Origin of the sequence: Noviluteimonas gilva (genome assembly GCF_009740395.1) — a bacterium.
Lineage (GTDB): Bacteria > Pseudomonadota > Gammaproteobacteria > Xanthomonadales > Xanthomonadaceae > Noviluteimonas > Noviluteimonas gilva.
Genome location: NZ_WOXT01000002.1, coordinates 514,025 through 538,760, shown reverse-complemented (window position 1 = coordinate 538,760; position 24,736 = coordinate 514,025). Strand labels below are relative to the sequence as shown.

At 67.1% G+C, this 24,736-nt stretch carries 23 protein-coding genes; 5 read left to right on the top strand and 18 right to left on the bottom strand.

From position 1 onward, the window contains the following. Positions 1-52 precede the first annotated feature (52 nt). Complete coding sequence (locus GN331_RS09560; protein WP_231734440.1) at positions 53-934, bottom strand: LytTR family DNA-binding domain-containing protein; 882 nt, start codon at positions 932-934, stop codon at positions 53-55. A 154-nt stretch (positions 935-1,088) separates the two neighbouring features. On the opposite strand from GN331_RS09560, the gene GN331_RS09555 reads away from it, so the two are divergent. Further along, positions 1,089-2,279, top strand: a complete 1,191-nt coding sequence (locus GN331_RS09555; protein WP_156641737.1) for an acyltransferase family protein — start codon at positions 1,089-1,091, stop codon at positions 2,277-2,279. Here the strand turns inward: GN331_RS09555 and GN331_RS09550 are convergent. Both GN331_RS09550 and GN331_RS09545 read right to left on the bottom strand, forming a co-directional pair. After that, positions 2,219-2,701 (bottom strand): glutathione peroxidase, encoded by a 483-nt coding sequence (locus GN331_RS09550; RefSeq protein WP_156641736.1) that lies wholly within the window; start codon positions 2,699-2,701, stop codon positions 2,219-2,221. The genes GN331_RS09555 and GN331_RS09550 overlap by 61 nt on opposite strands. Positions 2,702-2,745: 44 nt before the next feature. Continuing rightward, positions 2,746-3,177: a CBS domain-containing protein gene (locus GN331_RS09545; protein ID WP_197427070.1), complete on the bottom strand. Its 432-nt coding sequence runs from the start codon at positions 3,175-3,177 to the stop codon at positions 2,746-2,748. 175 nt (positions 3,178-3,352) lie between these two features. On the opposite strand from GN331_RS09545, the gene GN331_RS09540 reads away from it, so the two are divergent. Then, on the top strand, positions 3,353-5,584 hold the full coding sequence (locus GN331_RS09540) for a M3 family metallopeptidase (RefSeq protein ID WP_156641735.1): 2,232 nt from the start codon (positions 3,353-3,355) through the stop codon (positions 5,582-5,584). 75 nt (positions 5,585-5,659) lie between these two features. On the opposite strand, the gene GN331_RS09535 is transcribed toward GN331_RS09540, so the two are convergent. Then, positions 5,660-5,938: a hypothetical protein gene (locus GN331_RS09535; protein ID WP_156641734.1), complete on the bottom strand. Its 279-nt coding sequence runs from the start codon at positions 5,936-5,938 to the stop codon at positions 5,660-5,662. Positions 5,939-6,117: 179 nt separating this feature from the next. On the opposite strand from GN331_RS09535, the gene GN331_RS09530 reads away from it, so the two are divergent. Next, the gene (locus GN331_RS09530; RefSeq protein WP_156641733.1) at positions 6,118-8,400 is read left to right on the top strand and encodes an FdhF/YdeP family oxidoreductase; all 2,283 of its coding nucleotides are present in this window, start codon (positions 6,118-6,120) and stop codon (positions 8,398-8,400) included. Here GN331_RS09530 and GN331_RS09525 read toward each other — a convergent pair whose 3' ends face one another. The 10 genes from GN331_RS09525 to GN331_RS09480 all read right to left on the bottom strand — a co-directional run bounded on the left by GN331_RS09525 (position 8,401) and on the right by GN331_RS09480 (position 19,611). After that, positions 8,401-9,309: a hypothetical protein gene (locus GN331_RS09525; RefSeq protein WP_156641732.1), complete on the bottom strand. Its 909-nt coding sequence runs from the start codon at positions 9,307-9,309 to the stop codon at positions 8,401-8,403. Positions 9,310-9,321: 12 nt separating this feature from the next. Further along, positions 9,322-13,653 carry a DEAD/DEAH box helicase gene (locus tag GN331_RS09520; protein WP_156641731.1) on the bottom strand — a complete coding sequence of 1,444 codons (4,332 nt, stop codon included), beginning with the start codon at positions 13,651-13,653 and terminating at the stop codon, positions 9,322-9,324. A gap of 90 nt (positions 13,654-13,743) precedes the next feature. After that, positions 13,744-14,889 (bottom strand): cyclopropane fatty acyl phospholipid synthase, encoded by a 1,146-nt coding sequence (cfa, locus tag GN331_RS09515; RefSeq protein ID WP_331713433.1) that lies wholly within the window; start codon positions 14,887-14,889, stop codon positions 13,744-13,746. A gap of 22 nt (positions 14,890-14,911) precedes the next feature. Continuing rightward, positions 14,912-15,739 (bottom strand): DUF3298 and DUF4163 domain-containing protein, encoded by an 828-nt coding sequence (locus GN331_RS09510; RefSeq protein WP_156641730.1) that lies wholly within the window; start codon positions 15,737-15,739, stop codon positions 14,912-14,914. A 198-nt stretch (positions 15,740-15,937) separates the two neighbouring features. Then, a complete protein-coding gene (locus tag GN331_RS09505) occupies positions 15,938-16,147 on the bottom strand; it encodes a cold-shock protein (protein WP_036164817.1) in 210 nt (69 codons plus the stop codon). A gap of 255 nt (positions 16,148-16,402) precedes the next feature. Continuing rightward, on the bottom strand, positions 16,403-17,119 hold the full coding sequence (locus tag GN331_RS09500; RefSeq protein ID WP_156641729.1) for a pseudouridine synthase: 717 nt from the start codon (positions 17,117-17,119) through the stop codon (positions 16,403-16,405). A 20-nt stretch (positions 17,120-17,139) separates the two neighbouring features. After that, positions 17,140-17,457 carry a GNAT family N-acetyltransferase gene (locus GN331_RS09495; protein ID WP_156641728.1) on the bottom strand — a complete coding sequence of 106 codons (318 nt, stop codon included), beginning with the start codon at positions 17,455-17,457 and terminating at the stop codon, positions 17,140-17,142. 16 nt (positions 17,458-17,473) lie between these two features. Beyond that, complete coding sequence (locus GN331_RS16555) at positions 17,474-18,256, bottom strand: hypothetical protein (RefSeq protein ID WP_197427069.1); 783 nt, start codon at positions 18,254-18,256, stop codon at positions 17,474-17,476. Positions 18,257-18,336: 80 nt separating this feature from the next. Beyond that, positions 18,337-18,951 carry a rhomboid family intramembrane serine protease gene (locus tag GN331_RS09485; RefSeq protein ID WP_156641727.1) on the bottom strand — a complete coding sequence of 205 codons (615 nt, stop codon included), beginning with the start codon at positions 18,949-18,951 and terminating at the stop codon, positions 18,337-18,339. 3 nt (positions 18,952-18,954) lie between these two features. Beyond that, entirely contained in the window at positions 18,955-19,611 is a 657-nt protein-coding gene (locus GN331_RS09480; RefSeq protein WP_156641726.1) for a glutathione S-transferase family protein, read from the bottom strand. An 84-nt stretch (positions 19,612-19,695) separates the two neighbouring features. On the opposite strand from GN331_RS09480, the gene GN331_RS09475 reads away from it, so the two are divergent. After that, a complete protein-coding gene (locus tag GN331_RS09475) occupies positions 19,696-21,459 on the top strand; it encodes a M14 family metallopeptidase (protein ID WP_156641725.1) in 1,764 nt (587 codons plus the stop codon). 92 nt (positions 21,460-21,551) lie between these two features. After that, positions 21,552-22,592 carry a YbaY family lipoprotein gene (locus GN331_RS09470; RefSeq protein WP_197427068.1) on the top strand — a complete coding sequence of 347 codons (1,041 nt, stop codon included), beginning with the start codon at positions 21,552-21,554 and terminating at the stop codon, positions 22,590-22,592. Between the two features lie 18 nt (positions 22,593-22,610). On the opposite strand, the gene GN331_RS09465 is transcribed toward GN331_RS09470, so the two are convergent. From GN331_RS09465 to GN331_RS09450, 4 genes are read right to left on the bottom strand one after another with little or no spacing between them, the layout of a single operon-like run. Then, on the bottom strand, positions 22,611-23,027 hold the full coding sequence (locus GN331_RS09465) for a hypothetical protein (protein WP_156641723.1): 417 nt from the start codon (positions 23,025-23,027) through the stop codon (positions 22,611-22,613). 11 nt (positions 23,028-23,038) lie between these two features. After that, positions 23,039-23,560, bottom strand: a complete 522-nt coding sequence (locus GN331_RS09460) for a hypothetical protein (protein ID WP_156641722.1) — start codon at positions 23,558-23,560, stop codon at positions 23,039-23,041. Further along, positions 23,557-24,156: a YdeI/OmpD-associated family protein gene (locus GN331_RS09455; RefSeq protein ID WP_156641721.1), complete on the bottom strand. Its 600-nt coding sequence runs from the start codon at positions 24,154-24,156 to the stop codon at positions 23,557-23,559. The genes GN331_RS09460 and GN331_RS09455 overlap by 4 nt, the downstream gene beginning before the upstream one ends. 20 nt (positions 24,157-24,176) lie before the next feature. Further along, on the bottom strand, positions 24,177-24,704 hold the full coding sequence (locus GN331_RS09450) for a 2'-5' RNA ligase family protein (protein WP_197427067.1): 528 nt from the start codon (positions 24,702-24,704) through the stop codon (positions 24,177-24,179). Positions 24,705-24,736: the final 32 nt, after the last annotated feature.

The window sequence follows — 24,736 nt, the reverse complement described above, 5'->3', positions numbered from 1 at the left end:
CCCTTGTTCTTGTCGGCGGCAAATCGCCGGAGCGTTACCGGTTTTGACGCGCCTAGGCGTTCGCCGGGCGCAGCGCGTCGCGATAACGTCGGCTGCACGGAACGACGGTGCCGTCGCGCAGTACGACGCGCGCATCGCCCGTATCGAGCGGTTCGATCTGCGCGATGCAGTCCAGGTTCACCATGTGGCTGCGATGCACGCGCACGAAGCGCGCGGGATCGAGTTGTTGTTCGATCGTCGCCATCGTGCTGCGCAACGGGTACTCGTGGCCGCGCACGCGCAGGTTCACGTAGTTGCCGGAGGCCTGCAGCGCTTCGACATCGTTGGCGGCGATCAGGAATTCCTTGCCGAGCTTGCGGACGAGGAAGCGCTCCGGGCGTTCGGCGAGCACGGCCGCCGGCGCGTCGTCGGGTTGCGACAGCAGGCTCGCCTCGCCCTGCCAGCGGCGCAGGAACCAGCGCCACGCTTCCATCGTCGCCACCAGCGAGGCGTAGCTGCGCACGTCCTTCAGGTATTCATAGCCCCATTCGCGCAGCACGGGACCGAAGTCATAGGTGTCGCCCTGCGCCGCGTACACCGCCTTGCGGATCGCGACCATCCCCGCGACGTGGACGATCGACCAGGCCACGCTGCCGAGGACATGCAGCGGCAGCGCGCGACGCCACGTGTCGAAGCGCACCGGGTTCCAGCGCGTGTACCAGGCGACGGCCGGCACCAGCGCCAGGCAGACGATCGCGCTCGACCATTCCCACACCGCCGGTTCCCAGGCCTGGAAGTCGAGGTGCGCACGCTGGATGTCGATCCAGGTCACCGCGCTGTTGGCGGTCGCGTTCACGCAATACATCACCACCCAGAAGCCGACCTCGAAGGTGCGGCGCCAGGGGCGGAAGCGATCCCACGCGGTGGGGGTCATCGGCAGCGTGTCGGTCGACATCCCGCGCATTGTGGCGGAGGGACGCGCATGGGCGGAACCGGTTCGTCCCTCGATCCCGCGATTCGTCCCCGGGACCGGCGAATCAATCACTTGGCGCTGTCATTGCCGCACTCGCGGGGCGAGCGTGGGCCATCCCCACCCGTGGACCACCGCCATGCCCAGCTCCCGACGCCACGACATCGATGCCCTGCGCGCCATCGCTTTCGGCATGCTCATCCTCTACCACTGGGCGATGCTCTACGTCGGCGGCGAGGACTGGGGCTGGCACATCAAGTCGACCTACACGACCGAGGCGATCCAGTTGCCCATGCTCGCGGTCAACCGCTGGCGCATGGACCTGATCTTCCTGATCTCGGGGTTGTCGGTGCACTTCCTGTTGCGCGACACCCGCATCGGCCGCTTCATCGCGATGCGGAGCTGGCGCCTGCTGCTGCCGCTGGTGTTCGGCATGTGGGTCGTCGTGCCGATCCAACCGTATGTCGAAGGCGTGTCGAACGGGCTGGTGGAGCGGGGGTTCTTCGCCTTTCTCGTCCGTTATTACGGTCACACGACCTGGCCCGAAGGCGCCTTCGCCGGCTGGGAACACGGCTTCACCTGGAACCACCTTTGGTACCTGGCGTATCTGTGGACTTACACGGTCGCGTTCGCGCTGCTCCTGCCGCTGTTGCGCCGCCTGCCGAATCCGCTCGCGAAGTTGCGCGGCCTCTGGTTATTGATCGTTCCCGCGATCCCGCTCGCGACATTCACCCTGCTGCTGCAACCGCATTTCGAAGACACCGGTGATCTGGTGCACGACTGGTTCCGCCACAGCGTGTACTTCACGATGTTCCTCTACGGTTGGTGGCTCGGCACGAATGAAGCCGTGTGGGCCGAACTCGCGCGCCTGCGTCGCCGCGCACTGATCAGCGCGATTACGTTGTTCGCGTTCTATGCCGCGTGCGTGTTCGTGCTGCCCGAAGAAGTCTCAGAGTCGCTGCAGGCCGGCATCTGGATCCTGCGCAACCTGTACATCTGGTGGATGCTGTGCGCGATCCTCGGTTACGGCCGCACGTACCTGGACCGCCCGTTCGCGTGGCTGCCGTGGGCGAACGAAGCCGTGTACCCGTGGTACGTGCTGCACCAGAGCCTGATCATCGCGATCGCTTTCGTGCTGGTGCCGATGCACGTCGGGCCGGTCGTCGAACCGGCGCTGGTGTTGATCGGCACCGTCGCCGGTTGCGCGCTGCTCCACGCGGTGATTCGCCGCGTGCCGGTGCTGCGTCCCTTGTTCGGCGTGAAGCGGCGTCAGGCGAGCGCGGCTTCGATGTCCTTCGCGAGCGATTCGGGCGTGTCGGTCGGTGCGTAACGCTTGCGCACCTTGCCGTCGCGGCCGACGAGGAATTTCGTGAAGTTCCATTTGATGGCGTCGATGCCCAGGAACCCGCCCTTCTCTTCCTTCAACCACTTGTAGAGGGGATGGGCCTGGGCGCCGTTGACGTCGATCTTCGCGAACAACGGGAAGTCGACGTCATAGGTGAGCGAGCAGAAATTCTTGATCTCCGCTTCGTCGCCGGGTTCCTGGTTGCCGAACTGGTCGCACGGAAAACCCAGGACCACGAGCCCGCGATCGGCGTAGTCCTTCCAGAGTTTTTCCAGCCCCGTGTATTGCGGCGTGAACCCGCACCTGGACGCGACGTTGACGATCAGCAACACCTTGCCGCGGTAGTCGGCGAGCGAACGCGATTGGCCGTCGATGTCCTGCGCGCTGAAGTCGAAAGCAGTGGTCATGGGTGTGCGATCCGGGGCGACGTTGGGTCGCCCCGGAGTCTAGCTCAGTGCTTGCTGCCGGGCTCGGAGACTTCCTTGACGACCTTGGCGGTCTGCCCGTCCTTGCCGGCGAGCGCGATGTCGGCCAGCGACACGATGCCGGTGAGCTTGCCCTGCGCATCGACCACGGGCACGCGACGGATCTTGGAGGCTTCCATCAGTGCGGTCGCATCCTTGAGGGTGCTGTCTTCGCGCACGCTCTGCACCGGGGCGCTCATCGCATCGGAGGCGGTCGCGTTCATGGTGTCGCGGCCTTCGGCCACGATGCGCACGGCGATGTCGCGGTCGGTGACCACGCCCACCGGCATGCCCTTGGTGTCGACGACGGGAATCTGCCCGCAGTCGTTCTCGATCATCAGGCGGGCGATGTCGCGCAGGGGCGTCTCGGGCGTGGCGGACGCGGGGTTGGCGGTCATCACCGAGGTCACGGTCGTCATGGGAGCTCCGAGAGTTTGGGGGAAGGCCGCATTGTTGCGACGGGGCGGTCTGGCCCCCGTGAACCGACGCCTTGTGAGGCCGAAACGGCCGCATTCACCGGACATGGCTTTCGTCATGGGTAGCCTTCACCCGGCTCGGGTAAATTCGCGGGTTCCGTCCGACGAGAACCCACCCATGAAGCACCCGCTCGCCTGCGCCCTGGCGCTCGCCCTCGCCGCAGGCACGCCTGCTTTGACGTATGCGCCCGCCGCGGCCGCGCAGACCCAAGGATCCGCCGTGCAGAACCCCGCTTCCAACCCGTTCTTCGCCGACAGCACGCTGCCCCTGCACTACCCCGACTTCGCGAAGATCAAGGACACCGACTTCGGTCCGGCCTTCGACCAGGGCATGAAGGACGAGCTCGCCGAAATCGACCGCATCGCCAGCGACACGGCCGAGCCGACCTTCGACAACACCATCCTGGCGATGGAGAAGAACGGCCGCACGCTCACGCGCGCCGCCACCGTCTTCTACAACCTGCTCGGCGCCGACAAGAACGAAGCGCGCGAGAAGATCGACGAACATTACGCGCCCATCTTTTCCGCGCACCGCGACGCCATCCGCCTGAACCCCAAGCTGTTCGCGCGCATCCAGTCGCTGTACGACCGCCGCGCCTCGCTGGGCCTGGACGCGCAGCAGACGCGCCTGGTCGAGCGTTACTACACCGACTTCGTCCGCGCCGGCGCCAAGCTGAGCGAAGCGGACAAGACCAAGCTCAAGGACATCAACGGTCAGCTCGCCGCCCTGGGCACGCAGTTCGACACCAAGCTGATCGCGGGCCGCAACGCCGCCGCGGTGGTCGTCGACACGCGCGCCGAACTCGACGGCCTGTCCGATGCGCAGATCGACGCGGCGGCCGACGTCGCCAAGTCGCGCAAGCTCGATGGCAAGTACGTTCTGACCATCCTCAACACCACCGGCCAGCCGCCGGCGGCACAGCTGACCAATCGCGCGCTGCGCGAGAAGCTGTATCGCGCGTCGATGGCGCGCGGCAACGGCGGCGAGTTCGACACCACCGCGATCATCGCGAAGGTCGTCAAGCTGCGCGCGCAGAAGGCGCAGCTGCTCGGCTATCCGAACTGGGCCGCCTTCGTGCTCGAAGACGAAACCGCGAAGACCCCGCAGGCCGTCAACGACATGCTCGGCAAGCTCGCTCCGCCGGCGGTGGCCAACGCGCGCCGCGAAGCGGCCGACCTGCAGGCGATGATCGACCGCGAACAGGCCGCCAAGGGCCAGCCGACCTTCAAGCTCGAGCCGTGGGATTGGTCCTTCTATTCGGAGAAGGTGCGCAAGGACAAGTTCGCGTTCGACGAGAACGAACTCAAGCCCTACCTGGAACTCGACAACGTGCTGCGCAACGGCGTTTTCTACGCGGCCAACCAGCTCTACGGCCTGTCGTTCAAGGAACGCAAGGACCTGCCGGTGTACGAGCCGGACGTGCGCGTGTTCGACGTGTTCGACAAGGACGGCAAGCAGCTCGCGATCTTCCTGTTCGATCCCTTCGCGCGCGACTCCAAGCAGGGCGGCGCGTGGATGAATTCCTACGTCGACCAGTCCGACCTCACCGGCTTCAAGCCGGTCGTCGCCAACCACCTCAACATCACCAAGGCACCGGAAGGCCAGCCGACGCTGCTGACGTGGGATGAAGTGACGACCACCTTCCACGAGTTCGGCCACGCGCTGCACGGCATGTTCTCGAACGTGAAGTACCCCTACTTCACCGGCACCAGCGTGCCGCGCGACTTCGTCGAATACCCCTCGCAGGTCAACGAGATGTGGGCCGACTGGCCGACGGTGCTGCCGAACTACGCCAAGCACTACCAGACCGGCAAGCCGATGCCGAAGGAACTGCTCGACAAGGTGCTGGCCGCCAGCAAGTTCAACCAGGGCTTCACCACGACCGAATACCTCGGCGCGGCGTTGCTCGACCAGGCCTGGCACCAGATCACGCCGGAGCAAGTGCCGGCGGCCGCGAACGTCATGGCCTTCGAAGCCGACGCGCTCAAGCGAAACGGCGTGGATTTCGCGCCGGTGCCGCCGCGTTACAAGACGCCGTACTTCAGCCACATCATGGGCGGCTACTCGGCCGGCTACTACGCCTACATCTGGTCGGAAGTGCTCGATGCCGACACGGTGGAATGGATCAAGCAGCACGGCGGCCTGACGCGCACCAACGGCGATCATTTCCGCGACACGCTGCTCTCGCGCGGCGGCAGCAAGGATGCGCTGCAGTTGTTCCAGGATTTCGCCGGTCGCAAGCCGGAGATCGGTCCGCTGCTGAAGCGTCGTGGCCTGGATGGCTCGGCCGACGATTCCAAGCACCCCGCCGAAGCCAAGCCGCAGGAGAAGGCCGCCGCGGGCGGTTGATCCCTCGATTGGATCGTGGACAAGCGAAAGGGCCGCATTGCGGCCCTTTCCTTTTGCATCACCGAGGTGGGTCGATCAGGCGGCGGACTGCACGCGCACCGGCTTGTCGTCGCAGCAGCAACCATCCTTGCTCAACTTCGCGACCTGCCAGGCCGAATGCGCTTCTTCGCGCACTTCGTTCCAGCCCAGTTGCGAGTCGCCGCGCACGCGGGTCCAGTCGCTCGCCATCTGCGGTTCGACCTTCTGCCAGGTCATGTCGGGATAGAAACCCGTCGCGAGTTCGCCGAGGGCTCGGGCGCGCGCAGAGGTGACTTCGTCGATGTCGCGGGGGGCGGCATGGAGGTGGATGACCATTGGGGCTGGACCTGGGTTACGCGGGGGATGGGGCGCAATGTGCGTACTCATGCGTAACAGCCGGGTGAAAGGAACGTTCACGGGGCGGTTCGCGCTTTCAGGGTTACGAATACTGCCGCTGATGGAGGACACGCATCCTTCCCTTGCAGCAGAGCTCGGGTGAGGTTAAACCGGCTGTCATGACCACTCCCCGCAAACCCTCCCCCGCCGGCGGCCGCGGCGCACTGCGCGGCACCGTGCGCGCCTGGTCGCGCCAGGGCATCCCGCTGAAGCTGATCGGCTCGTTCTTCACCGCCAACAAGGTGGGCGGGTTCGACTGCCCGGGCTGCGCCTTCCCCGACAAGGTGGGCCATCCGCTCGTCGACAGTTGCGAGCAGGGCCAGAAGGCGATTGCGTGGGAGATGACCCGCAAGTCGGTCGGGGCGGAATTCTTCGACGGCAAGACGCCCGCGCAATTGCGGGCGCTGGGCGATTTCGACCTGGAGTTCCAGGGACGGCTCACCACGCCGGTGTTGTACGACGCGACCGTCGGCACCTATCGCGCGATCGATTGGGACGAGGCCTACGCCGTCGCCGCGCGCGAACTGCATGCCCTGCCGCCGCAATCGGTCGCGTTCTACGCGTCGGGGCGCAGCAGCAACGAAGCGGCGTTCCTCTGGCAACTCGCCGCGCGCGGTTACGGCAGTCCGCACCTGCCCGATTCCTCGAACTTCTGCCACGAGCCCTCGAGTCTCGCGCTGAAGCAGAGCCTCGGCACCGGCAAGGGCACCTGCACGCTCGAGGATTTCGAGAACGCCGAGTTGTTCATCGTCATCGGCCAGAACCCGGCCAGCAACCATCCGCGCATGATGGCGGCGTTGTACGAGGCGAAGAAGCGCGGCGCCACGATCCTCGTCGTCAATCCACTGCGCGAACGTGGGTTCACGCATTTCTCCGATCCGAAGAACGTCGCAGAACTGGCGCGCGACACCGGCATCGCGGTGGCCGACGCGATCTACCAGGTCACCATCGGCGGCGATTTCGCGGCGCTCAAGGGCGTGATGAAGGCGCTGCTGGAAACGGAGCGCGCGGCGCCGGGCACGGTGTTCGACCAGGCGTTCATCGCGCAACACACCGAAGGGTTCGATGCGTTGATCGCGGACCTCGATGCGTGCGACTGGGCGACGCTCGTTGCGCGCTCCGGCCTGGACGAAGCGCAGATGCGCGAGATCGCGGCGCATTACGCGCGCGCCAAGTCCACGATGATCACGTGGTGCATGGGCCTGACCCATCACCCCGATGCGGTCGCGACGATCCAGCAGGTCGTGAACCTGTTGCTGTTGCGCGGCAACATCGGCCGCACCGGCGCCGGCGCGATGCCGGTGCGCGGGCATTCCAACGTGCAGGGCGATCGCACGATGGGCGCGACCTCGCAGGTCACCGACGCGTGGCTCGACAACATCGAACACACCTTCCCCGGCGTGCGCCTGTGCCGCGATGCAGGACGCGACGCGGCCGGCGTGATCGACGGCCTGTTCGACGGCAACGTGCGCGCCCTGCTCTCGCTCGGCGGCAACTTCGGCGTCGCCGCGCCCGATGCACCGCGCGTGCTGGCCGCGCTCGAACGTTGCCGCTTCACGCTGCACATCGCGACCAAGCTCAATCGCACGCACTGCCATCCGGGCGCAATCGGCCTGCTGCTGCCGACACTGGGCCGCACCGACCGCGACCTGCGCCCCGGCGGCGAGCAGTGCATTTCCACCGAGGATTCGTCGGCCACCGTGCGCGCCTCGCGCGGCGTGCAGGCGCCGATCAGCGAACTGCAGCGCAGCGAACCGGCGATCGTCGCCGAACTCGCGCAGGCGATCGGCGCCGCGCCGAGCGTGCCGTGGCGCGAATTCGCCGACGACTATGCGGCGATCCGCGATCGCATCGAACGCTGCCAGCGCGGCGTGACCGAAGGCTTCGAACGTTACAACGATCGCCTGCTGCAGGACGGCCGCTTCATGCTGCCGAACGCCGCCTCGAATCGGCAATGGAATACCGCGAACAGCAAGGCACGCTTCATGGCGCACGCGCTGCACGACGACACCCCGATGCAACAGGCGCGCCTTGCGCACGGCGAAGCGGCGCTGACGCTGATGACGATGCGCGCGCACGACCAGTTCAACACCACGGTCTACAGCAGCGACGATCGCTATCGCGGCGTCGAAGGCGACCGGCGCGTGGTGTTCCTCAACGCCGGGGATCTTGCCAGGCGCGGATTACGCGATGGCGACCGCGTGGATATCGAATGCCTGGTCGACGATGGCCACGAACGACGCGTCGAAGGATTCACCGCGCGCGCATGGGGCATCCCGCCGGGTTGCTGCGCGGCGTATTACCCGGAAGCGAGCGGGTTGATCGCGGCGAGTGTCTATTCCGCGGGGAGCAGGACGCCGCTGTACAAAGAGATGCCGGTGCGAATCAGCCCCGCTGCGTAATCACGCAACCGCGCCCCACTTCACCGGCGGCAGCGCGGAACGCACCGCGTTGTTGAACGGCGAGGCCAATTGCGCGAAGCCGTCTTCGGTCGGGTGGATCTCGTCGTACCAGAACGCCGGCTGCCGCGCGGGGAGGAAGGCTTCGAAGTCCGCGTAGGTGAACAGGCCGGGGAAGGTCTGCGTCAGCGGTTCCAGCACGCCGTCGCGGAAACCTTCGAACAACAGCAGGTCGGCGAACGCCTTTCCTTCCGCCTTGTCGATCAGCACGTGCTGCATCGGCTTCCACAGCCACGGGCCGATGTCGTCCTTGATCCAGGCGATGAGCCCGATGTTTTCGACGGTGAGATCCGCCGGCGCGCCGATGCGCTGCAGTGGCGCGTAGGTGTGGCCGACGACGCGGAATGCGGGCCGTCGCGGCAGCACCTTGCGACGCACCGCATCGAGCACGCGCGTGTAACTCGCCAACACCGGCGCGAATCCACCGGCCTGCATCAGCAGGTCGAAGGCAGCCTGCCCCGTGATCTTCGGTTGCTGCCGCGGCGGTTGCCACGCGCGGAACGACTGCGCCAGGCGCTCGGAGAGCTGATCGTTCCCGCCCGCGCTCAAACACAACACATCGAACGGCGATCCGTTGATGCGATCGATCATGCGGTCGACTTCGTTGGGCGCGAACAGGTCCGACGCCGTCGCGCCCGGCTTGCCGACGACCATCGCCATGCCGGTGATCCGCAACAGGCTCTGGCGCGCGAGGTTGAGATACAGCGGCGTGCTGAACCACGAATCGCCCCAGTACAACAACGCCGGATGCGTTTGCAGGAACGCTTCGACGCGCCGGCGTTGCGGCGTGCCCGATCGCCCCATCAGCTCGCGCCAGGATTCCCATCGGGTGGTCCAGGACATCTGCGCCATGGGCGTTCCTCGCTATGCGGGATGCAACGTGGGTTCGGGCTCGCGCAGCAGCGCGCGACGCCAGGTGCGCTGCTCGTCGAGCGTGGTCTCGACGTGGAACGCCAGCTTGCCTGCGATCCAGGTCGCGACCGCGATGCCGTCGCGATACAGCACGCGCGTCCCGAGCTGGCGCGGCACTTTGTCGCCGGCGAGGATCGTGCCGACGAGGTTCAATGGATCGAGTGCGGACAGGCTCACGAGCGCCCCGTCATGCGGGCGCTTGCGCACCGCGCGCAGCGCGCCGATCGCTTCGGGCAGCGCGAACTGTTCGCCCGACAGGCCCGCGATGAAGCGGCCGCCGCGGATTTCGCCGCGGGCTTCGAGCCGGTGATACACGCGCAGCAACTCGCGCCACGGCGGCAGCCAGGCGGCCTCGCGTTCGAGCAGGCGCCAGCACACGACGCCATAGCGGCGCAGCAAGGTGCGTGCGATGTGCTCGATGATTTCGGGTTCGACGGCCTGCGGCTGCGTCGGTTTGCGCGTCAGCGTCCAGCGGCCCGCGTCTTCGATGCCGAACAATGATGCACGCCGCCCGCGACGCGCACCGAAGGCATGCGGCCGCTTCGATTGCGGAACGAGCAGCGCTCGCAGACCCGCGAAGCTGTCGCAGTGCACGCGGCCGCGCGCGACGAGTTCGGCGAGCGCGTCTTCCAACTCCGTGCGCAACAAGTGCGCGCCGGTCGTGAGCTCGTCGAAGAACGACGCACCGTTTTCGCGCAGATAGTCGGCGACCTTCTCCGCGCGCGACGAAAGCGCGGGCTCTTCATCGTTGCGTTGTGCGGCGACCTGCGACCACGTCGCCAGTTGTTTACGCGGCAGCAACACGATGGGCGTCGCGCGCACCGGGGCGGTGCGGCCGCCCTGCGCATCGGACGGTGCATTGCGCAGGCGGGCCCAGGTCGTGCGGCCGGCGGTGCACAAATCGTCGAGCCACGCGATCGAGTAATCGTTGACGCGCGCGGGCAACAAATCGGATTCCCACGCGGCGGCGGGCGCTTCGAAGCCTTCCAATTGCGCGACCACGCCCGCGAGCGCTTCCGGCCCGCTCACGCGCGCCGATGGCGCGACGCGCTGCCAGTCGAACAAAAAGCGCATGTAATCGCGCGGCTCGACCGGTTCGATTTCGCGACGCAGCCGGCCGATGGTGTAGCGATGGATGCGCGCGAGCAGATGGCGTTCGCACCACTCGTCCTCGTGCGTCGCCTGCTCGCCGGAACTGAAACGGCCGCGCATGGCGAAGCCTTCGGTTTCGAGCGACGCGAGCGCGAGGTCGACGTCGCTGCGCGGCAAGGCCAACGTGGTGGCGAGCGCGCCTGCGGTGATCGGTCCCACGCCTGTCAGGCGCGCCCGCACCAGTGCAATCGCGGCCTCCTCGCGCGGCCACTCGCGAACGTAGATATCCGGCGTAGTGACCTTCGGCGCGAACGTCGCATCCGGATGCAGCGCCAGCAGTTGCGGCACACGCTCGGCCGCCCACCATTGGCCCTCGCCCACGGCCACGTGCGTCGCGCGCAGGTCCTTGGCCAGCGATTGCAGCAAGGGCAGCCAGCCGTTCGCGCTCGCATCGGCATCGGTGACGGTGCCGATACCCATGAGGGCCTCGTGCATTTCGTCGGCGTTGCGCGCGTCGGGCCAGGCCTGCGCGCGCACTTCGTCGATCGCGTCGGCATCCAAGCGCGCGAGGTCGCCCGGCGCGTCGTCTTCCGCATAACGGCGCGCCATGACGGCCTGCGTGCGGCGCTCTTCCAGCGGCGCGTCGTCGAGGAACGCGTAAGGCCGCGCGTTGAGGGCTTCAGCCGCGAAGGGCGACGGCGCGGTGAGATCGCGCGCGATCACTTCGATCTCGCCCGAGCCCATGCCGCGCAACACCGCGAGCCAGCCTTCGGCATCCATCGCATCGTGCAGGCAGTCGTCGAGTGTCTGCGCGACGAGCGGGTGGTCGGGCACTTCGCGTTCGCCGACCAGGTTCTCCGCGCAGGCGACTTGATCGGGGAACACGGTCGCGAGGAGATCTTCGGACTTCATGCGTTGCAATTGCGGCGCGACCTTCTTGCCGCCGACGAAGCGCGGCAGCGCGAGGCCCGTCGTCGCATTCCAGCGCCAGCGCACGCCGAACAGCGGCGCGTCGAGCAGCGCCTGCACGAGGATGTCGAGCGCCGAATTCGGATGCAGGTAGGAGGCCACTTCGATCAGCGGGAAGCTGTGGCTGGTCGAGAGCGACAGCACGATCGCATCTTCGGTCGCCGCCGCCTGCAGTTCGAAGTTGAACTTGCGGCAGAAGCGCTTGCGCAGCGCCAGGCCCCACGCGCGGTTCACGCGCGACCCGGAGGGCGAATGCAGGATCAGTTGCGTGCCGCCGGATTCGTCGAAGAACCGCTCCAGCACGATGCGCTGCTGCGTCGGCATGGTGCCGAGCGCGGCGATCTGCCGTGCGAAGTAATCGGCGAGTTGGCGCGCGGCGGTTTCGTCCATTCCCACTTCGCCCGTGAGGAAGCCCATCGGGTCTTCGCTCGCTTCCACGCGCGCGGCCAATGCCGTGCGCAGGCGCGAGACGCCGGCCGAGAGTTCGTCGGTGCGGCCCGGCGCTTCACCCAGCCAGAACGGGATGCTCGGCGGCATGCCCTGCGCATCCTCGACGCGCAGGCGGCCGGATTCGACGCGCAGGATGCGGTAGCTCGTGTTGCCGAGCTGGAAGATGTCGCCGGCGAGGCTTTCGATCGCGAAGTCTTCGTTGACCGTGCCGATGTTGATCGCCTGCGGTTCGAGCAGCACGGCGTAATCGCCCGTATCGGGGATCGTGCCGCCGGACATCACCGCGCTCTGTTTCCCGCCCGCGCGACCGCGCAGGCGCTTGTGGACGGCGTCGCGGTGCAGATAGCTCGCACGATGGCCGCGGCGCGTGGTGAAGCCTTCGACGAGCATTTCGATGATGTCGTCGAAGGCCTTGCGCGGCAGTTGCGCATACGGCCAGGCGTTGCGCACCAGCGCGAACAAGGCGTCCTCGTCCCATTCCTGCGCACAGACTTCGGCGACGAGTTGTTGCGCGAGGACATCGAAGGGCGCCCTGGGCATGCGGAGCGCGTCGAGTTCGCCGCGACGCACGCAGTCGAGCAAGGCCCCGCATTCGGCCAGGTCGTCGCGCGATTGCGGGAACAGGCGGCCCTTCGGCACGCCGCCCACGAAGTGGCCCGAACGGCCCACGCGTTGCAGGAAAGCGGCGATCGCACGCGGTGAACCGAGTTGCACCACGAGGTCGACATCGCCGATGTCGATGCCCAGTTCCAGCGACGCGGTCGCCACGAGCACCTTCAGCTGCCCGGTTTTCAGGCGTTGCTCCGCGGCCAGGCGCAATTCCTTCGCAAGCGAACCGTGGTGCGCGGCGACGTGTTCCTTGCCCAGCAGATCCCCGAGATGGCGCGCGGCGCGTTCGGCCATGCGGCGCGTGTTGACGAAGACCAGCGTCGTCTTGTGTTGCTCGACCAGTTGCGCGATGCGCTTGTAAACCTGATCCCATTGTTCGTTCGACATCACCGCCTGCAGCGGCGTGGGTGGGACTTCGAGCGCGAGGTCGCGTTCGCGCGCGTAACCGATGTCGACGATGTCGCAGTCGGCCACGCCGTGTTCGACGTGCCCGGCGCCGACAAGGAAACGCGCGACTTCCTCGATCGGCTTCTGCGTCGCCGAGAGACCCACGCGTGTGAGGCGGCGGCCGCACAGGGCATCCAGGCGTTCGAGCGACATCGACAGATGGCTGCCGCGCTTGCTCGCGGCGACGGCATGGATTTCGTCGACGATGACGGTACGCGCGGTCGACAGCATCGCGCGGCCGGAATCCGAACCCAGCAGCACGTACAGCGATTCGGGCGTGGTGACCAGGATGTGCGGCGGCGTCTTGCGCATGCGCGCGCGCTCGCTCTGCGTCGTGTCGCCCGTGCGCACCGCGGTGCGGATCGCGACGTCGGGCAGGCCCATGCGTTCGAGTTCGGCGCGGATGCCTTCGAGCGGCGCGTCGAGGTTGAGATGGGTGTCGTTGGACAGCGCCTTGAGCGGCGAGACGTAGACGACCTGCGTGGCTTCCGGCAGCCCATCGGGCGACAAACCCTGGCGGACCAGTGCATCGATGGCGGCCATGAAGGCGGTGAGCGTCTTGCCCGATCCGGTCGGCGCGGCGACGAGCGTGTGGCGCCCGCCTTCGATCGACGGCCAGGCCTGGACCTGCGCTTCGGTGGGCGCCGGAAAGGCGCGCGTGAACCAGCCGGCGACGGCGGGATGGAAGAGATCGAGGACGGGGGAACGCGCCGACATGGCCGACGGATTATCCGCCTCGGGCGCGAGGGCGGGCTGAACGGGCATGGGGCGAACCTTCCCACCTGGCCGTCTCAGGCCATGCGACGCCTACCGTGGGGCGATGTACCCGCCGGGCACGCCGCGCGGCGACAGCACCAACTGCCAGAGCTGGAGGTGGCGCGTGCGGAAGCCGGCCATCGATCCGGCGAGATAGAACCGCCACATCCGCCGGAAGCGCTGGTCGTAGCGCGCCGGCAGCCGATCCCACGCAGCCTCCACGTTCGCGCGCCACGCCTGCAGCGTGCGGTCGTAATCGGCGCCGAAGTTGTGCCAGTCCTCGCACACGAAGCGCCCTTCGATCGCCGTGGAAATCTGCTTGGCCGACGGCAGCATCGAGTTGGGGAAGATGTAGCGTTCGATCCACGGATCGGTGTGGTCGACCGAGGTTGCGCTGCCGATCGTATGCAGCAGGAACAACCCGCCGTCCGGCGCATCGGCCGACAGGCATCGGCGCGCGACGTCGAAGTAAGTCTCGTAGTTGCGCACGCCGACGTGTTCGAACATGCCGAGCGAAAACACCCGGTCGAAGCCTTCGTCGATTTCGCGGTAATCCTGCAGGCGGATCTCGATCGGCAGGCCCGTGCACAGCGAGCGCGCGTAGTCGGCCTGTTCGCGCGACACGGTGACACCGACGCCGCGGATGCCGTAACGCTCCGCGGCGAACTTCAGCGCCTCGCCCCACCCGCAGCCGATGTCGAGCACGCGCATGCCCGGGCGCAGGCCGAGCTTGCGGCACACCAGGTCGAGCTTGGCTTCCTGCGCGGCATCCAGATCGTGCGCTTCGCGCCAGTACGCGCAGCTGTAGACCATGCGCTTGCCGAGCATCGCGCGATACAGGTCGTTGCCGAGGTCGTAATGCCGCTCGCCGACTTCGAAGCTGCGCGTCTCGCTCTGCAGGTTCATCAGGCGCGCGCGCAAGGCATCCCACACTTCGCCGACGCCGCGCACGCGTTGGTCGATGTCGTTGGACAACAGGCGGTACAGCATGCCGTCGAGATCGGCGACGTCCCACCACCCCTCCATGTACGACTCGCCGAGCCCGAGCGAGCCCTGCGCGAGGATGCGGCGGAAGAAGCGCGCGTCGTGCACGCGCGGATCGCAGGGCGCGGCGCCACCGGCGCGCGCGTCGTCGAAATACAGGCCCGCGTCCTCGAACAAGCCTTCGACGCGCCGGCGGAACGGATGCGGCGACACGGCGGTCTGCCTCCGCGCCGGCTCAGCCGCCGCGGAACAAACTCCGGTACGCGGGCGCCACGTGCGGCAGCAGTACTTCGGCGGGTACGTCGACGGTCTGCGTGCCGTCGGCGTACGGCCCCACCTGGTAGGGCGGGAAGACGAAGCGCAGCGCACCGATCCTGCCGTCGGCGCCGACGCGCGGTTCGAATTCGGAGAACGCGTCCGCTTTGGGCTGGGTGCCGTCGTCGATCATTTCGCCGGCGTTCTTCAGCATGTCGGCGCGTTCTTCGGCGGGCACGTCGTCGGCATCGATGCGTTGCGACAGCGCGGTGTGCAACTGCTCGCGCACGAAATCGGAAATCGCCTGCCAGCCCTTCGCGTCGGGCACGAGTTTGTCGGAGGTGAGCATCGCGTTTTGCTTCGGCAACCACACGAAGCGGGCAATCAGCGGCGAACCATGCGCGCCACCGGTGTAGAGGCTGCCGTCGGCGGCGATCGCGACGAGGTTCGGCGAATCCACGAGCGTGGTGTAGGACAGGCTCAACTCGTACGGCGCGGTCGGCGTGTCGTTGCCGAGCGCTTCGACGGCGCCGATCAGATCCTTGCGCGCGTCCGCCGCATACGCCATCAACGCGGTGACCAGGCCCGGATACGGCGCGGCTTCCTTCGGATACGTGATCCCGATGACGTAGCGCGGCGTGGTTTCCACTACGTCCTTGAGCGGCGCGGGCGCGGTGGCGGCGCTGGCGGGCGCGGCGGTGGTGGCGGCGCCGGACGGCGCGTTGGCCGCGGGTGTCGGCGCTTCGCGGCGGCAGGCCGCCAGCGTGACCATGGCAAGGAGGAGAACGAACAGCGGAACGCGCGTCATTTGAGGCAATCCATTGGCTCGAGGGTCGCGATGCAAATTATCGCCAGCGCCGTGACGCCTGAATACACCCGATGCGTTCGCATCCGACGTGTGGGCGCGAAAAATTTTCTTCGGGCAAAAGAAAACCCGGCACGAGGCCGGGTTTTCGAAGGTGCGACCGGTGCGTTTCCGCACCGGGCATACCGCAAGTCGTGGACCTTAGACGGCCTGGACTTCGTCGGCCTGCAGGCCCTTCTGGCCCTGCACAACCTTGAACGACACGCGCTGGCCTTCCTGCAACGACTTGAAGCCGGTGCCCTGGATGGAACGGAAGTGCACGAAGAGGTCCGGGCCGGATTCCGGCGTGATGAAGCCGAAGCCCTTGGCGTCGTTGAACCACTTGACGGTACCGGTCTGACGATCGGACATAAACTACTCCTTGAAAAACAGATGGTTGGTGCACGGTGCGCACTTTGCACACCGAGACTGTCCAGCAAGGGGTAATGAGCGAACGATGTAGCGGACCGCGGGCTGACGCCTTGATCTACCGCATCGGGCCACGATGTACCGTGATCCCGCTTGAAACAGTGGGCGCACCTTACCCTACTTTCACGCCGAAGTGTGAATGCGGGTGGACGAAGTTCAGGTGTCCCGACGAACGTCTCGCTCGTTGGGCGACCAACCTCACCACTCCGTCCGATTCGGCAAGAGGGCCTGAAGTTCCTTCTCCGTCAGGTTTCGCCACTGGCCGACCTTCAGATGGCCCAGCTTCACCGTGCCGATCCTCACACGCATCAGCTGCTTCACGCGGTGGCCGAAGTGCGCCGCCATCAGGCGGATCTGCCGGTTGAGCCCCTGCACCAGCACGATGCGGAACCCGAAGCGGCCGAGCTTGCCGGTCTTGCAGGGCAGCGTGGTTTCCCCGTGCAGCGGCACCCCGCGGGCCATGCCGCGCAGGAATTCGTCGGTCACCGGGTGGTTGATCGCGACCAGGTATTCCTTCTCCAGCTTGTTTTCGGCGCGCAGGATCTCGTTGACGATGTCGCCGTTGGAGGTCAGCAGGATCAGGCCTTCGGAGTCCTTGTCGAGCCGCCCGATCGGGAAAATCCGCTCCTGGTGCCCGATGAAATCGATGATGTTGTCGTTGACCCCGGTCTCGGTCGTGCAGGTGATGCCGGTGGGCTTGTTGAGCGCGATGTAGACGTGGCGCCGCTTGCCGGGCGCGGGCGCGGCGCGGGCGACGACCGGTTGGCCGTCGACGAGGACGGTGTCCTGGTCGCCCACTTCGGCGCCGACGCGGGCGCGGATGCCGTTGACCTGGACGCGGCCCTCGGCGATGAGGCGGTCGGCTTCGCGGCGCGAGCAGGCGCCGGTGTCGCTGATGAACTTGTTTAGGCGCATCCCGCCAGTTTACGTGCTTGTCAGAGCCGGGTGATCGCAGCGTACTCGGGGTGTTTCTCGACCCAGGCCTTCGAATAGCTGCACGCCAGGTGCACCTTCATGCCCTCGGCCTTCGCCCAGTCGAGCGCCGTGCGCACCAGCGCGCCCGCGATCCCGCGCCCGCCGATCGCCGTCGGCACGCCGGTGTGGAGGATGGTGATCTGCCCCGCGTCGTCGCGGCGGTAGACCAGCTCGGCTTCGACGCCGTCATCGACGACGACGAACCGCCCTTCGGAACGCGCCCCCGCATCCGCTTCATGGCGGATGCGGGCGGCGATGTCGCGCGGATCGTTGCTCATGCGGCAGATGTTGCCATCACTCGCGGGAATCGCGCTTGCCCTGGTTGTGGCGATCGACCGAGGCGCTGCTGCCGGCGATGCTCGCCGAGCCCGTCTCTTCCTGCGCGCGGCCCACGGCGCGGTCGCGCGCCTGGTCGGACTGGAAGCCGTCGTGCGTCACCGCATGGCCGCCTTCGTGGCCGATCGACTGCCACGCCGGTGTCTCGCGATCGTGCTGCTGCTTTTCGGCGAGCAGGCGGCGGGTGTTTTCCAGCGCCTGTTCCGGGGTGATGGTCGAAGCGAAGGTCGCCTTGGGCTTGCGCGGCGCCCGGGGCTTCGGCGGCGGCGGCGTCGGTGCGACCGGTGTCGCTGCGACCTGCCGGGTGAGCTTCTTCGGCGCGGCTTTCTTCGCGACCGGCTTGTTCACCGCGGGCTTCCGGGTGGCGGTCTTTTTCGCCGCGACTTTCTTCACCGCGACTTTCTTCACCGCGACCTTTTTCGCAGCAGCCTTCTTCACCGCGGTTTTTTTAGAAGCGGCGCCCTTGCGGACGGTGGTGCGCTTCACTGCCTTCTTCGCGGCGGTCTTCTTGACGGCCTTCTTCGCCGCGGTCTTCCTGACGGCCTTCTTCGCCGCGGTCTTTTTAACGGCCTTCTTCGCCGCGGTCTTCCTGACGGCCTTTTTGGCTGCAGACTTCCGCACGGCCTTCTTCGCGGCGGCCTTCTTGACCGCCTTCTTCACGGCCTTCTTCGCGCCCGCTTTCTTGACGGCCTTCTTCGCGCCTTTTTTCGCAGTCTTCTTCGCAGGTTTCCGGGTCGCCATGACACCTCCTCGTGCAATCCAGTCGCCCGGATACCACGAAGGAGATTCAGTCGGAGTGATCGGTCGACGCGCGTGTTCGATCAACCCAGCGGCGCGAGCAGGCGGTCGATGAAGATCCCGGACAAGCGCGGCTCCACCATCAGCGCGACGACGATGCCGAACGCCGCGCCCCAGAAATGGGCGCTGTGGTTGACGTTGCCGTGTGCGCCGCGCGCGTCGGCCCACGCCGAGTACGCCAGGTACACCACGCCGAACAGGATCGCCGGGCACGGGATGAACATGATCCCGATCATCCCCCACGGGTTGAACAGGATGTAGGTGAACAACACCGCCGACACCGCGCCCGATGCGCCCAGGCTGCGATAGCTCGCATCGCGGCGATGGCGCATGTAGGTCGGCAGGATCGCGACCACGATCGCCGCGAGATAGAACACCGGATACGCCAGCGGCCCGACCGCATTGGCGTAGAACCGCTCGGCGAGCGGCCCGAAGAAATACAGCGTGAACATGTTGAAGAACAGGTGCATCCAGTCGGCGTGCACGAAGCCGTGCGTCACCAGCCGGTCGTACTCGTGCTTGCGGTCGATCGCCGGCGGCCACAACGTCAACCGATCGAGCAGCCGCGGTCGCGAGAACGCGAGCCACGACACCACCACGGTGATCGCGATCAGGATCAGGGTCTGCGGGGCGCCCATGCGTCAGACCGCCGCCGTCGCGGGCGCCAGCGCCCATTCCGACAGGCCTTCGCGCTCGTACAGCGTGCCGAAGGACGGACGCGCGCGCATGCGGTCGGCGAAGGCGCGCAGGTGCGGCCAGTCGGTCGCCGGGCGCGGCATGTTGCGCGACCAGCGCATCAGCATCGCGAGGTAGAAGTCCGCGGCGGTCAAACGATCGCCGAGCAGGTACGGGCCATGTTCGGCGATGCGTGCGTCCAGGCGATCCCACGCGGCCGCGATGCGCGGCGCGATGGATGCGCGCACGTTGTCCGCGTTCGCCTCGCCGGCGGGCTCGTGCGGATACCACCACTGGCGGAACAGGGGCTGCACCGCGTTGGCCAGGTGGAACATCCACTGGTGATAGTCGGCGCGCAGCGGATCGTCGTGCGCGGGCGCGAAGCGGTGCTGCGGATCGCGATCGGCCAGCGTCATCAGCAGCGCGGCGGCTTCGAAGCGCGGCACGCCGTCCATCACGAGCGTGGGCACCACGCCGTTCGGATTGAGCCGGAGGTATTCGGGCGAACGTTGCGCGCCGGCGGAGGTGTCGATCAGGTGCAGCGCATGCGGCGCATCGAGTTCGATCAACAGCCAATGCACGACCATGCTGGCGGCGCCGGGCGAGTAGTACAGGACGTCCATGGGCGTTCCCTCTGGCAGAGGCGCACATCATATCGGTCGACTACCATCGGGCGCTTCCCCTTCCCCCTCCATCGACCGACGCCCATGACGCCGATCCGCACGCTGCTCGCCACCGCCGTTGCCCTCGCCTGCCTCGGCCCTGCCTTCGCGGCGAACCCGCGCGCGGACCTGGTGACCGAATCCGAACGCTCCGGCTTCGTGCGCACGGGGCGGTTCGCCGAAACCATCGCGCTGTGCCACGCCTTCGAGAAGGCGTATCCCGACGCGGTGCGCTGCACGCAGTTCGGCACCACGCCCGAAGGCCGCCCGATGCTCGCGCTGATCGCCACGCGCACCGGCGCGCTGACGCCCGAAGCCGCGCGCGCGAAAGGCCTGCCCGTGCTGCTGGTGCAGGGCGGCATCCACGCCGGCGAGATCGACGGCAAGGACGCGGGCTTCCAGGCGCTGCGCCAGGTGCTCGACGGCGACGCCGCCAAGGGCGTGCTCGACAAGCAGGTGCTGGTCTTCGTCCCGGTGTTCAACATCGACGGCCATGAGCGCTTCGGCGCCTGGAACCGCCCGAACCAGCGCGGCCCCGAGCAGATGGGCTGGCGCACCACGGGCCAGAACTACAACCTCAACCGCGACTACGTGAAAGCCGACGCGCCGGAAATGCAGGCGATGCTGCGCCTGGTCGATGCGTGGGATCCGATCGCCTACATCGACCTGCACGTCACCGATGGCGCGAAGTTCGAACAGGACGTCGCCGTGCAGGTCGAACCGGTGCACGCCGGCGATGTCGCGCTGCAAGCCGCGGGCCGCGCCTTCCGCGATGGCGTGATCGCCGACATCGAGAAGCAGGGCGCGCTGCCGGTCGCCTTCTACCCGTCCTTCGTGCAGTACGACGACCCGACCTCCGGCTTCATCGACAGCGTGTCGCCGCCGCGGTTTTCCACCGGCTATTTCCAGTTGCGCAATCGCTTCGGGATGCTGGTCGAAACGCATTCGTGGCGCCCGTATCCGCATCGCGTCAAGACCACGCACGACATCGTGCTCTCGGTGATGCAGCACGTCGCGGACAACGGCGCCGAATGGATGCGCATCGCGAAGGCCGCCGATGCCGCCGATCTGGCGGGCACGCCGGTGCCGCTGGATTACACGACGAGCGACAAGGTGCGCATGGTCGATTTCCGCGGCTATGCGTACACGCGCACGCCCTCGGCGGTGTCGGGTGCGTTGATGACGCGTTACGACGAAACCAAACCGCAGATGTGGAAGCTCCCGTTGCGCGACGAGATCGTGCCGGGCCGCGTCGTCGACGCACCGCGCGCCGGTTACATCGTGCCGGCGGGGCATGCGGCGTGGGTCGGCGAGAAGCTGAAGCTGCATGGCGTGCAGTTCCGTCCGATCGACGCGCAGGACAAGCTCGCGGTGCAAACCTTCCGCGCGACGAGCACGAAGTTCGCCGGCAATTCGGTCGAAGGCCACCAGCGTTTGACGCTGGAGGGTGCGTGGAAGCCCGAGTCGCGCGATGTCGGCAAGGGCGCGTTGTTCGTGCCGATCGATCAGCCGAAGGCGCGCCTGGTGATGGCGCTGCTGGAACCGCAGGCGCCGGATGCATTGGCGGCGTGGGGCGAGTTCAACAACGCCTTCGAGCAGAAGGAATACATGGAAGCGTACGTCGCCGAGGAAGTCGCCGAGACGATGCTGAAGGATCCGAAGGTGCGCGCCGAGTTCGACGCCGCGCTCAAGGACGAAGCGTTCGCGAAGGACCCCGATGCGCGCCTGGCGTTCTTCGCCAAGCGGCATTCGTCGTGGGACGAGCGCTTCGACCTCTATCCGGTGATGCGCGTGGACGCCGCCCCTTGATGACATCCCCCTTCAAGGGGGATCGAGCGCGCACAGCGCGCTCGAGGGGGTTAGGCGTACGATTCCCCCCTGACTCGCCAAGGAGCCCCGCAATGAACGTCCTGCGTTACGTGTTGGCCGCATCGTTGGCGATGGTGCTGGCCGGCTGCCCGGAGAAGACGCCGGCCGCACCCACGGCCGATGCGCCCATCCCGACCGAATCGAACTTCATCCACGGAAGCGCGTGGTTCGCCGAACGCATCAAGATCGCGCCCGGCGCCGACTTCACGGTGCAGTTGATCGACAACCAACTCGCCGACACGCCCAATGCGGTGATCGCCACGACGACGCTCGAAGACGTCGCGGGGCCTCCCTATGATTTCTCGCTGCAATACGACCCGGCGAAGATCCGCCCGAACGGCCAGTACGGCCTGAGCGCGACCTTGCGCGGCGTCGATGGCGAACTGCTGTTCCACACGCCGGAACGCGTCGCGGTGACGCCGGGCGACCCGAAGAAAGTCGAGTTCCGCCTGGTGCGCGCCAGCAGTGGCGATGCACCGCAGCCGCCCGCGCAGACGACGCGATCGACGTGGACCTGCGACGACATGACCTTCGACGCCGTGTTCGACATCCCGGGCGAACGCGTGGACCTCGCGCTGCCGAGCGGCGCGCTGTCGCTGCCGCTGGCGCAATCCGCGTCGGGCGCGCGCTACGCCGATCACCTCGGCAACGAGTTCTGGACGAAGGGCCCCGAAGGCACGCTCACGCGCCAGGGCGGCGCGAAAGTGCAATGCGTGCAGCAGGACGCGCCGCCGCAAGCCGGCTCACCGTGGGATGCAGCGAAGAAGCGCGGTGTTGCGTTCCGCGCGATCGGCAACGAGCCAGGCTGGCTGCTGGAAGTCGGTCCCGGTGAAGCGCCGGCGCTGCACGCCGAACTCGATTACGGCGAGCGCAAGATCGAAGTCGCGAAAGCGCAGCAACTGTCGGGCCTGATGGGGTTCGCGGGCGCGGCGGCCGATGGCACGAAGGTGCGCGTGGTGCTGGAGCGCAAGCCGTGCAGCGATGGCATGAGCGACGCGACGTATCCGGTCGATGCGATGCTCGATGTCGGCGGCACGGCGTATCGCGGATGCGGGCGGTTCCTGAAGGAGTAGTCGCTCGACGCGACGGCCTTACCGTCGCCCGACGAGATATCTCCAGCACAGCGCCGCCCAGATCAACAGGAGCGGCGCGTAAACGTAGGCGCTCACTTCACCGGGGCGTATCGGGCCGTACGTCCGATGCAGGAAGACGGTCTCCAGCATCTCCGCGATCGCGAATGCAACCAGGCAGCCCACGAGCCACTTCGCCGCACGCGGCCGTTCCTTCCACGTGCCGAGCAGCGCCATCGCCAGCACCGACGACACCAGCAGGAGGATCGCGCTGGTCGCAATGACCGACGGGCGCCACTGATACGCGGCCCCGGTCAACGCCTCCTGTCTCACGGACAGCAGCACCCAGCCGGAGGCCAACAGATACGTGGCGAGCACGAGCGCGCTGCCCACCAGCAACACCCGGCGCATCCAGACGTTCGTCGATACGAAGTTCATCGTGCTCCGTGTCAGTCGATCGAATCGTCGAATACCGCGGACGTTTTCGGCATCTTCGCAAGCGTTACGCGTTCGTTGCGGCCATCGGCCAGGGTAATGACCACGTCGATCGCCGGTGGCTTCGCGCACGCGTTGGCCACCGAGAGGACGTGGCGGACCTGCGGCTCGCTGTAAGGGACCACGCGTTTCGCCTGCCGCATGATCGGACTGTCGACGCCCGGGAACCAGGCGATATACGGCGGCGAAATGCGGATCTCATCGCCAACGACCTTCGCCCGTGCGGGAAGCGCTTCGCCCTTCCACGTCGTCGCGTAGACCTTGCCCTTGCGCACATACAGCGCCTCGATCGGCGTGAACACCTTCGCGTCCGGCCAGTCGCCAGTGGTCCACGGGATCTGCGCACCGTCGAAGGTCTGCGCGCGCCAGTCGCTGTCCGCGGAGAGGAAGGCGCCCGGGCAGCGCTGCGCCGATGCGTCGCGCGCAAACAGCGCGCATGCGCAGAGGAGTGTTGCGGCGATGATCTTCGTGGTCATCGGCAGTTCTCGTACTTCCAGTTGCGACGCTTGCCTTCCGCAATCCACTCGACCGCCTGCGCGAGCCGACTCGCGCGCGTTTCCTCGCGCTTGGCGTCCGTGATCCATTCGACGTACTCGCGTTGCGCGCCCGGCGGGAACGCTTCGTAGTGCTTGCGCGCCTTGGCGTTCTTCTTCAACGCGGCGGCCAGGTCGGTCGGCACTTCCGGCGGCGGCTTCGGCGCGGACGCCTTGCGCGTGGGCGGCGCTTTTTCGAGGTTCAACTGCATCGCCTTGCGGATGTGCGCGATCAGCGTCTTCTTCGGCGGCAGTTCCTTGAGCGAAGTCAGCTTGCCGTAGCTGCCCATGCCATCGCGCGGTTCGCCTTCGCCCACGACGAGCGCGTGCTTCCAGTAGCCGAACGAGGCGTGTTGCTTGAACGCCGCCATGCCGCAGAGGATGCCGCCGCCGTATACGAACGTCGGCATCGACCACTTGATGGTTTCCTCGACCTGCGGACACGCTTCGTGGACCACGGCGCGCACGTGTTCGAGGATCGGCCGTGCGAAGTCGGCTTGCCTGGCGATGTAGGCGTCGATGCGCGGATCGGTGGTCATGGCGCCCTTTTGCCACGCCCTCAGGCCGGCTGCAACGGCCAGGTGCCGAGCACCTCGTATGCGCCTTCGGCGCTCGCCATCAATTCGAAGTGCCGCACGCGCCATTGCAATGGGTCGATCGCGTGCGGCTCGGGGTGTGTCGGGTCGCGCAACGCGGTGACGTGCGGCGTGTAGTGGTTTTCGCGACGCACGGGGGCGCCGGTGGCGAAGCAGGCGTCGACGAGCGATTCGTGCAAGGTCTTCAACGCCGGCGGCACCTGCGAACAGCCGAGCCAGCCGACGCGGCGTTCGAAGCGTCCCGCGCGATCCACGACCAGGTCGAATTCCCGTTGCGCGATCGTTGCGCCCGCCGCGCATGCCGCGTCGATGAGCGTGGTTTCGATCGGCGCGGGCAACGCGTCGAGGAACAGCACCGTCATGTGCAATTTCGCCGGCGCCGTCATGCGGCCGCCCCATGCGTCGTGCAGGCGTTGCGCTTGCGCCGCGAGCACGCCGCGCAACGACGGATCGGGCGCCAGGGCGAAGAACAGGTTGCGCGTGAGCGGCATGGAAGGAGTATCTTCCGATCCGACGGCGAAGG

What these genes read in the sequence shown, in the direction of transcription:
- GN331_RS09560 (WP_231734440.1), bottom strand. Translation starts at nt 934, where the DNA reads ATGTCGACCGACACGCTGCCGATGACCCCCACCGCGTGGGATCGCTTC.
- GN331_RS09555 (WP_156641737.1), top strand. Translation starts at nt 1,089, where the DNA reads ATGCCCAGCTCCCGACGCCACGACATCGATGCCCTGCGCGCCATCGCT.
- GN331_RS09550 (WP_156641736.1), bottom strand. Translation starts at nt 2,701, where the DNA reads ATGACCACTGCTTTCGACTTCAGCGCGCAGGACATCGACGGCCAATCG.
- GN331_RS09545 (WP_197427070.1), bottom strand. Translation starts at nt 3,177, where the DNA reads ATGACGACCGTGACCTCGGTGATGACCGCCAACCCCGCGTCCGCCACG.
- GN331_RS09540 (WP_156641735.1), top strand. Translation starts at nt 3,353, where the DNA reads ATGAAGCACCCGCTCGCCTGCGCCCTGGCGCTCGCCCTCGCCGCAGGC.
- GN331_RS09535 (WP_156641734.1), bottom strand. Translation starts at nt 5,938, where the DNA reads ATGGTCATCCACCTCCATGCCGCCCCCCGCGACATCGACGAAGTCACC.
- GN331_RS09530 (WP_156641733.1), top strand. Translation starts at nt 6,118, where the DNA reads ATGACCACTCCCCGCAAACCCTCCCCCGCCGGCGGCCGCGGCGCACTG.
- GN331_RS09525 (WP_156641732.1), bottom strand. Translation starts at nt 9,309, where the DNA reads ATGGCGCAGATGTCCTGGACCACCCGATGGGAATCCTGGCGCGAGCTG.
- GN331_RS09520 (WP_156641731.1), bottom strand. Translation starts at nt 13,653, where the DNA reads ATGTCGGCGCGTTCCCCCGTCCTCGATCTCTTCCATCCCGCCGTCGCC.
- GN331_RS09510 (WP_156641730.1), bottom strand. Translation starts at nt 15,739, where the DNA reads ATGACGCGCGTTCCGCTGTTCGTTCTCCTCCTTGCCATGGTCACGCTG.
- GN331_RS09505 (WP_036164817.1), bottom strand. Translation starts at nt 16,147, where the DNA reads ATGTCCGATCGTCAGACCGGTACCGTCAAGTGGTTCAACGACGCCAAG.
- GN331_RS09500 (WP_156641729.1), bottom strand. Translation starts at nt 17,119, where the DNA reads ATGCGCCTAAACAAGTTCATCAGCGACACCGGCGCCTGCTCGCGCCGC.
- GN331_RS09495 (WP_156641728.1), bottom strand. Translation starts at nt 17,457, where the DNA reads ATGAGCAACGATCCGCGCGACATCGCCGCCCGCATCCGCCATGAAGCG.
- GN331_RS16555 (WP_197427069.1), bottom strand. Translation starts at nt 18,256, where the DNA reads ATGGCGACCCGGAAACCTGCGAAGAAGACTGCGAAAAAAGGCGCGAAG.
- GN331_RS09485 (WP_156641727.1), bottom strand. Translation starts at nt 18,951, where the DNA reads ATGGGCGCCCCGCAGACCCTGATCCTGATCGCGATCACCGTGGTGGTG.
- GN331_RS09480 (WP_156641726.1), bottom strand. Translation starts at nt 19,611, where the DNA reads ATGGACGTCCTGTACTACTCGCCCGGCGCCGCCAGCATGGTCGTGCAT.
- GN331_RS09475 (WP_156641725.1), top strand. Translation starts at nt 19,696, where the DNA reads ATGACGCCGATCCGCACGCTGCTCGCCACCGCCGTTGCCCTCGCCTGC.
- GN331_RS09470 (WP_197427068.1), top strand. Translation starts at nt 21,552, where the DNA reads ATGAACGTCCTGCGTTACGTGTTGGCCGCATCGTTGGCGATGGTGCTG.
- GN331_RS09465 (WP_156641723.1), bottom strand. Translation starts at nt 23,027, where the DNA reads ATGAACTTCGTATCGACGAACGTCTGGATGCGCCGGGTGTTGCTGGTG.
- GN331_RS09460 (WP_156641722.1), bottom strand. Translation starts at nt 23,560, where the DNA reads ATGACCACGAAGATCATCGCCGCAACACTCCTCTGCGCATGCGCGCTG.
- GN331_RS09455 (WP_156641721.1), bottom strand. Translation starts at nt 24,156, where the DNA reads ATGACCACCGATCCGCGCATCGACGCCTACATCGCCAGGCAAGCCGAC.
- GN331_RS09450 (WP_197427067.1), bottom strand. Translation starts at nt 24,704, where the DNA reads ATGCCGCTCACGCGCAACCTGTTCTTCGCCCTGGCGCCCGATCCGTCG.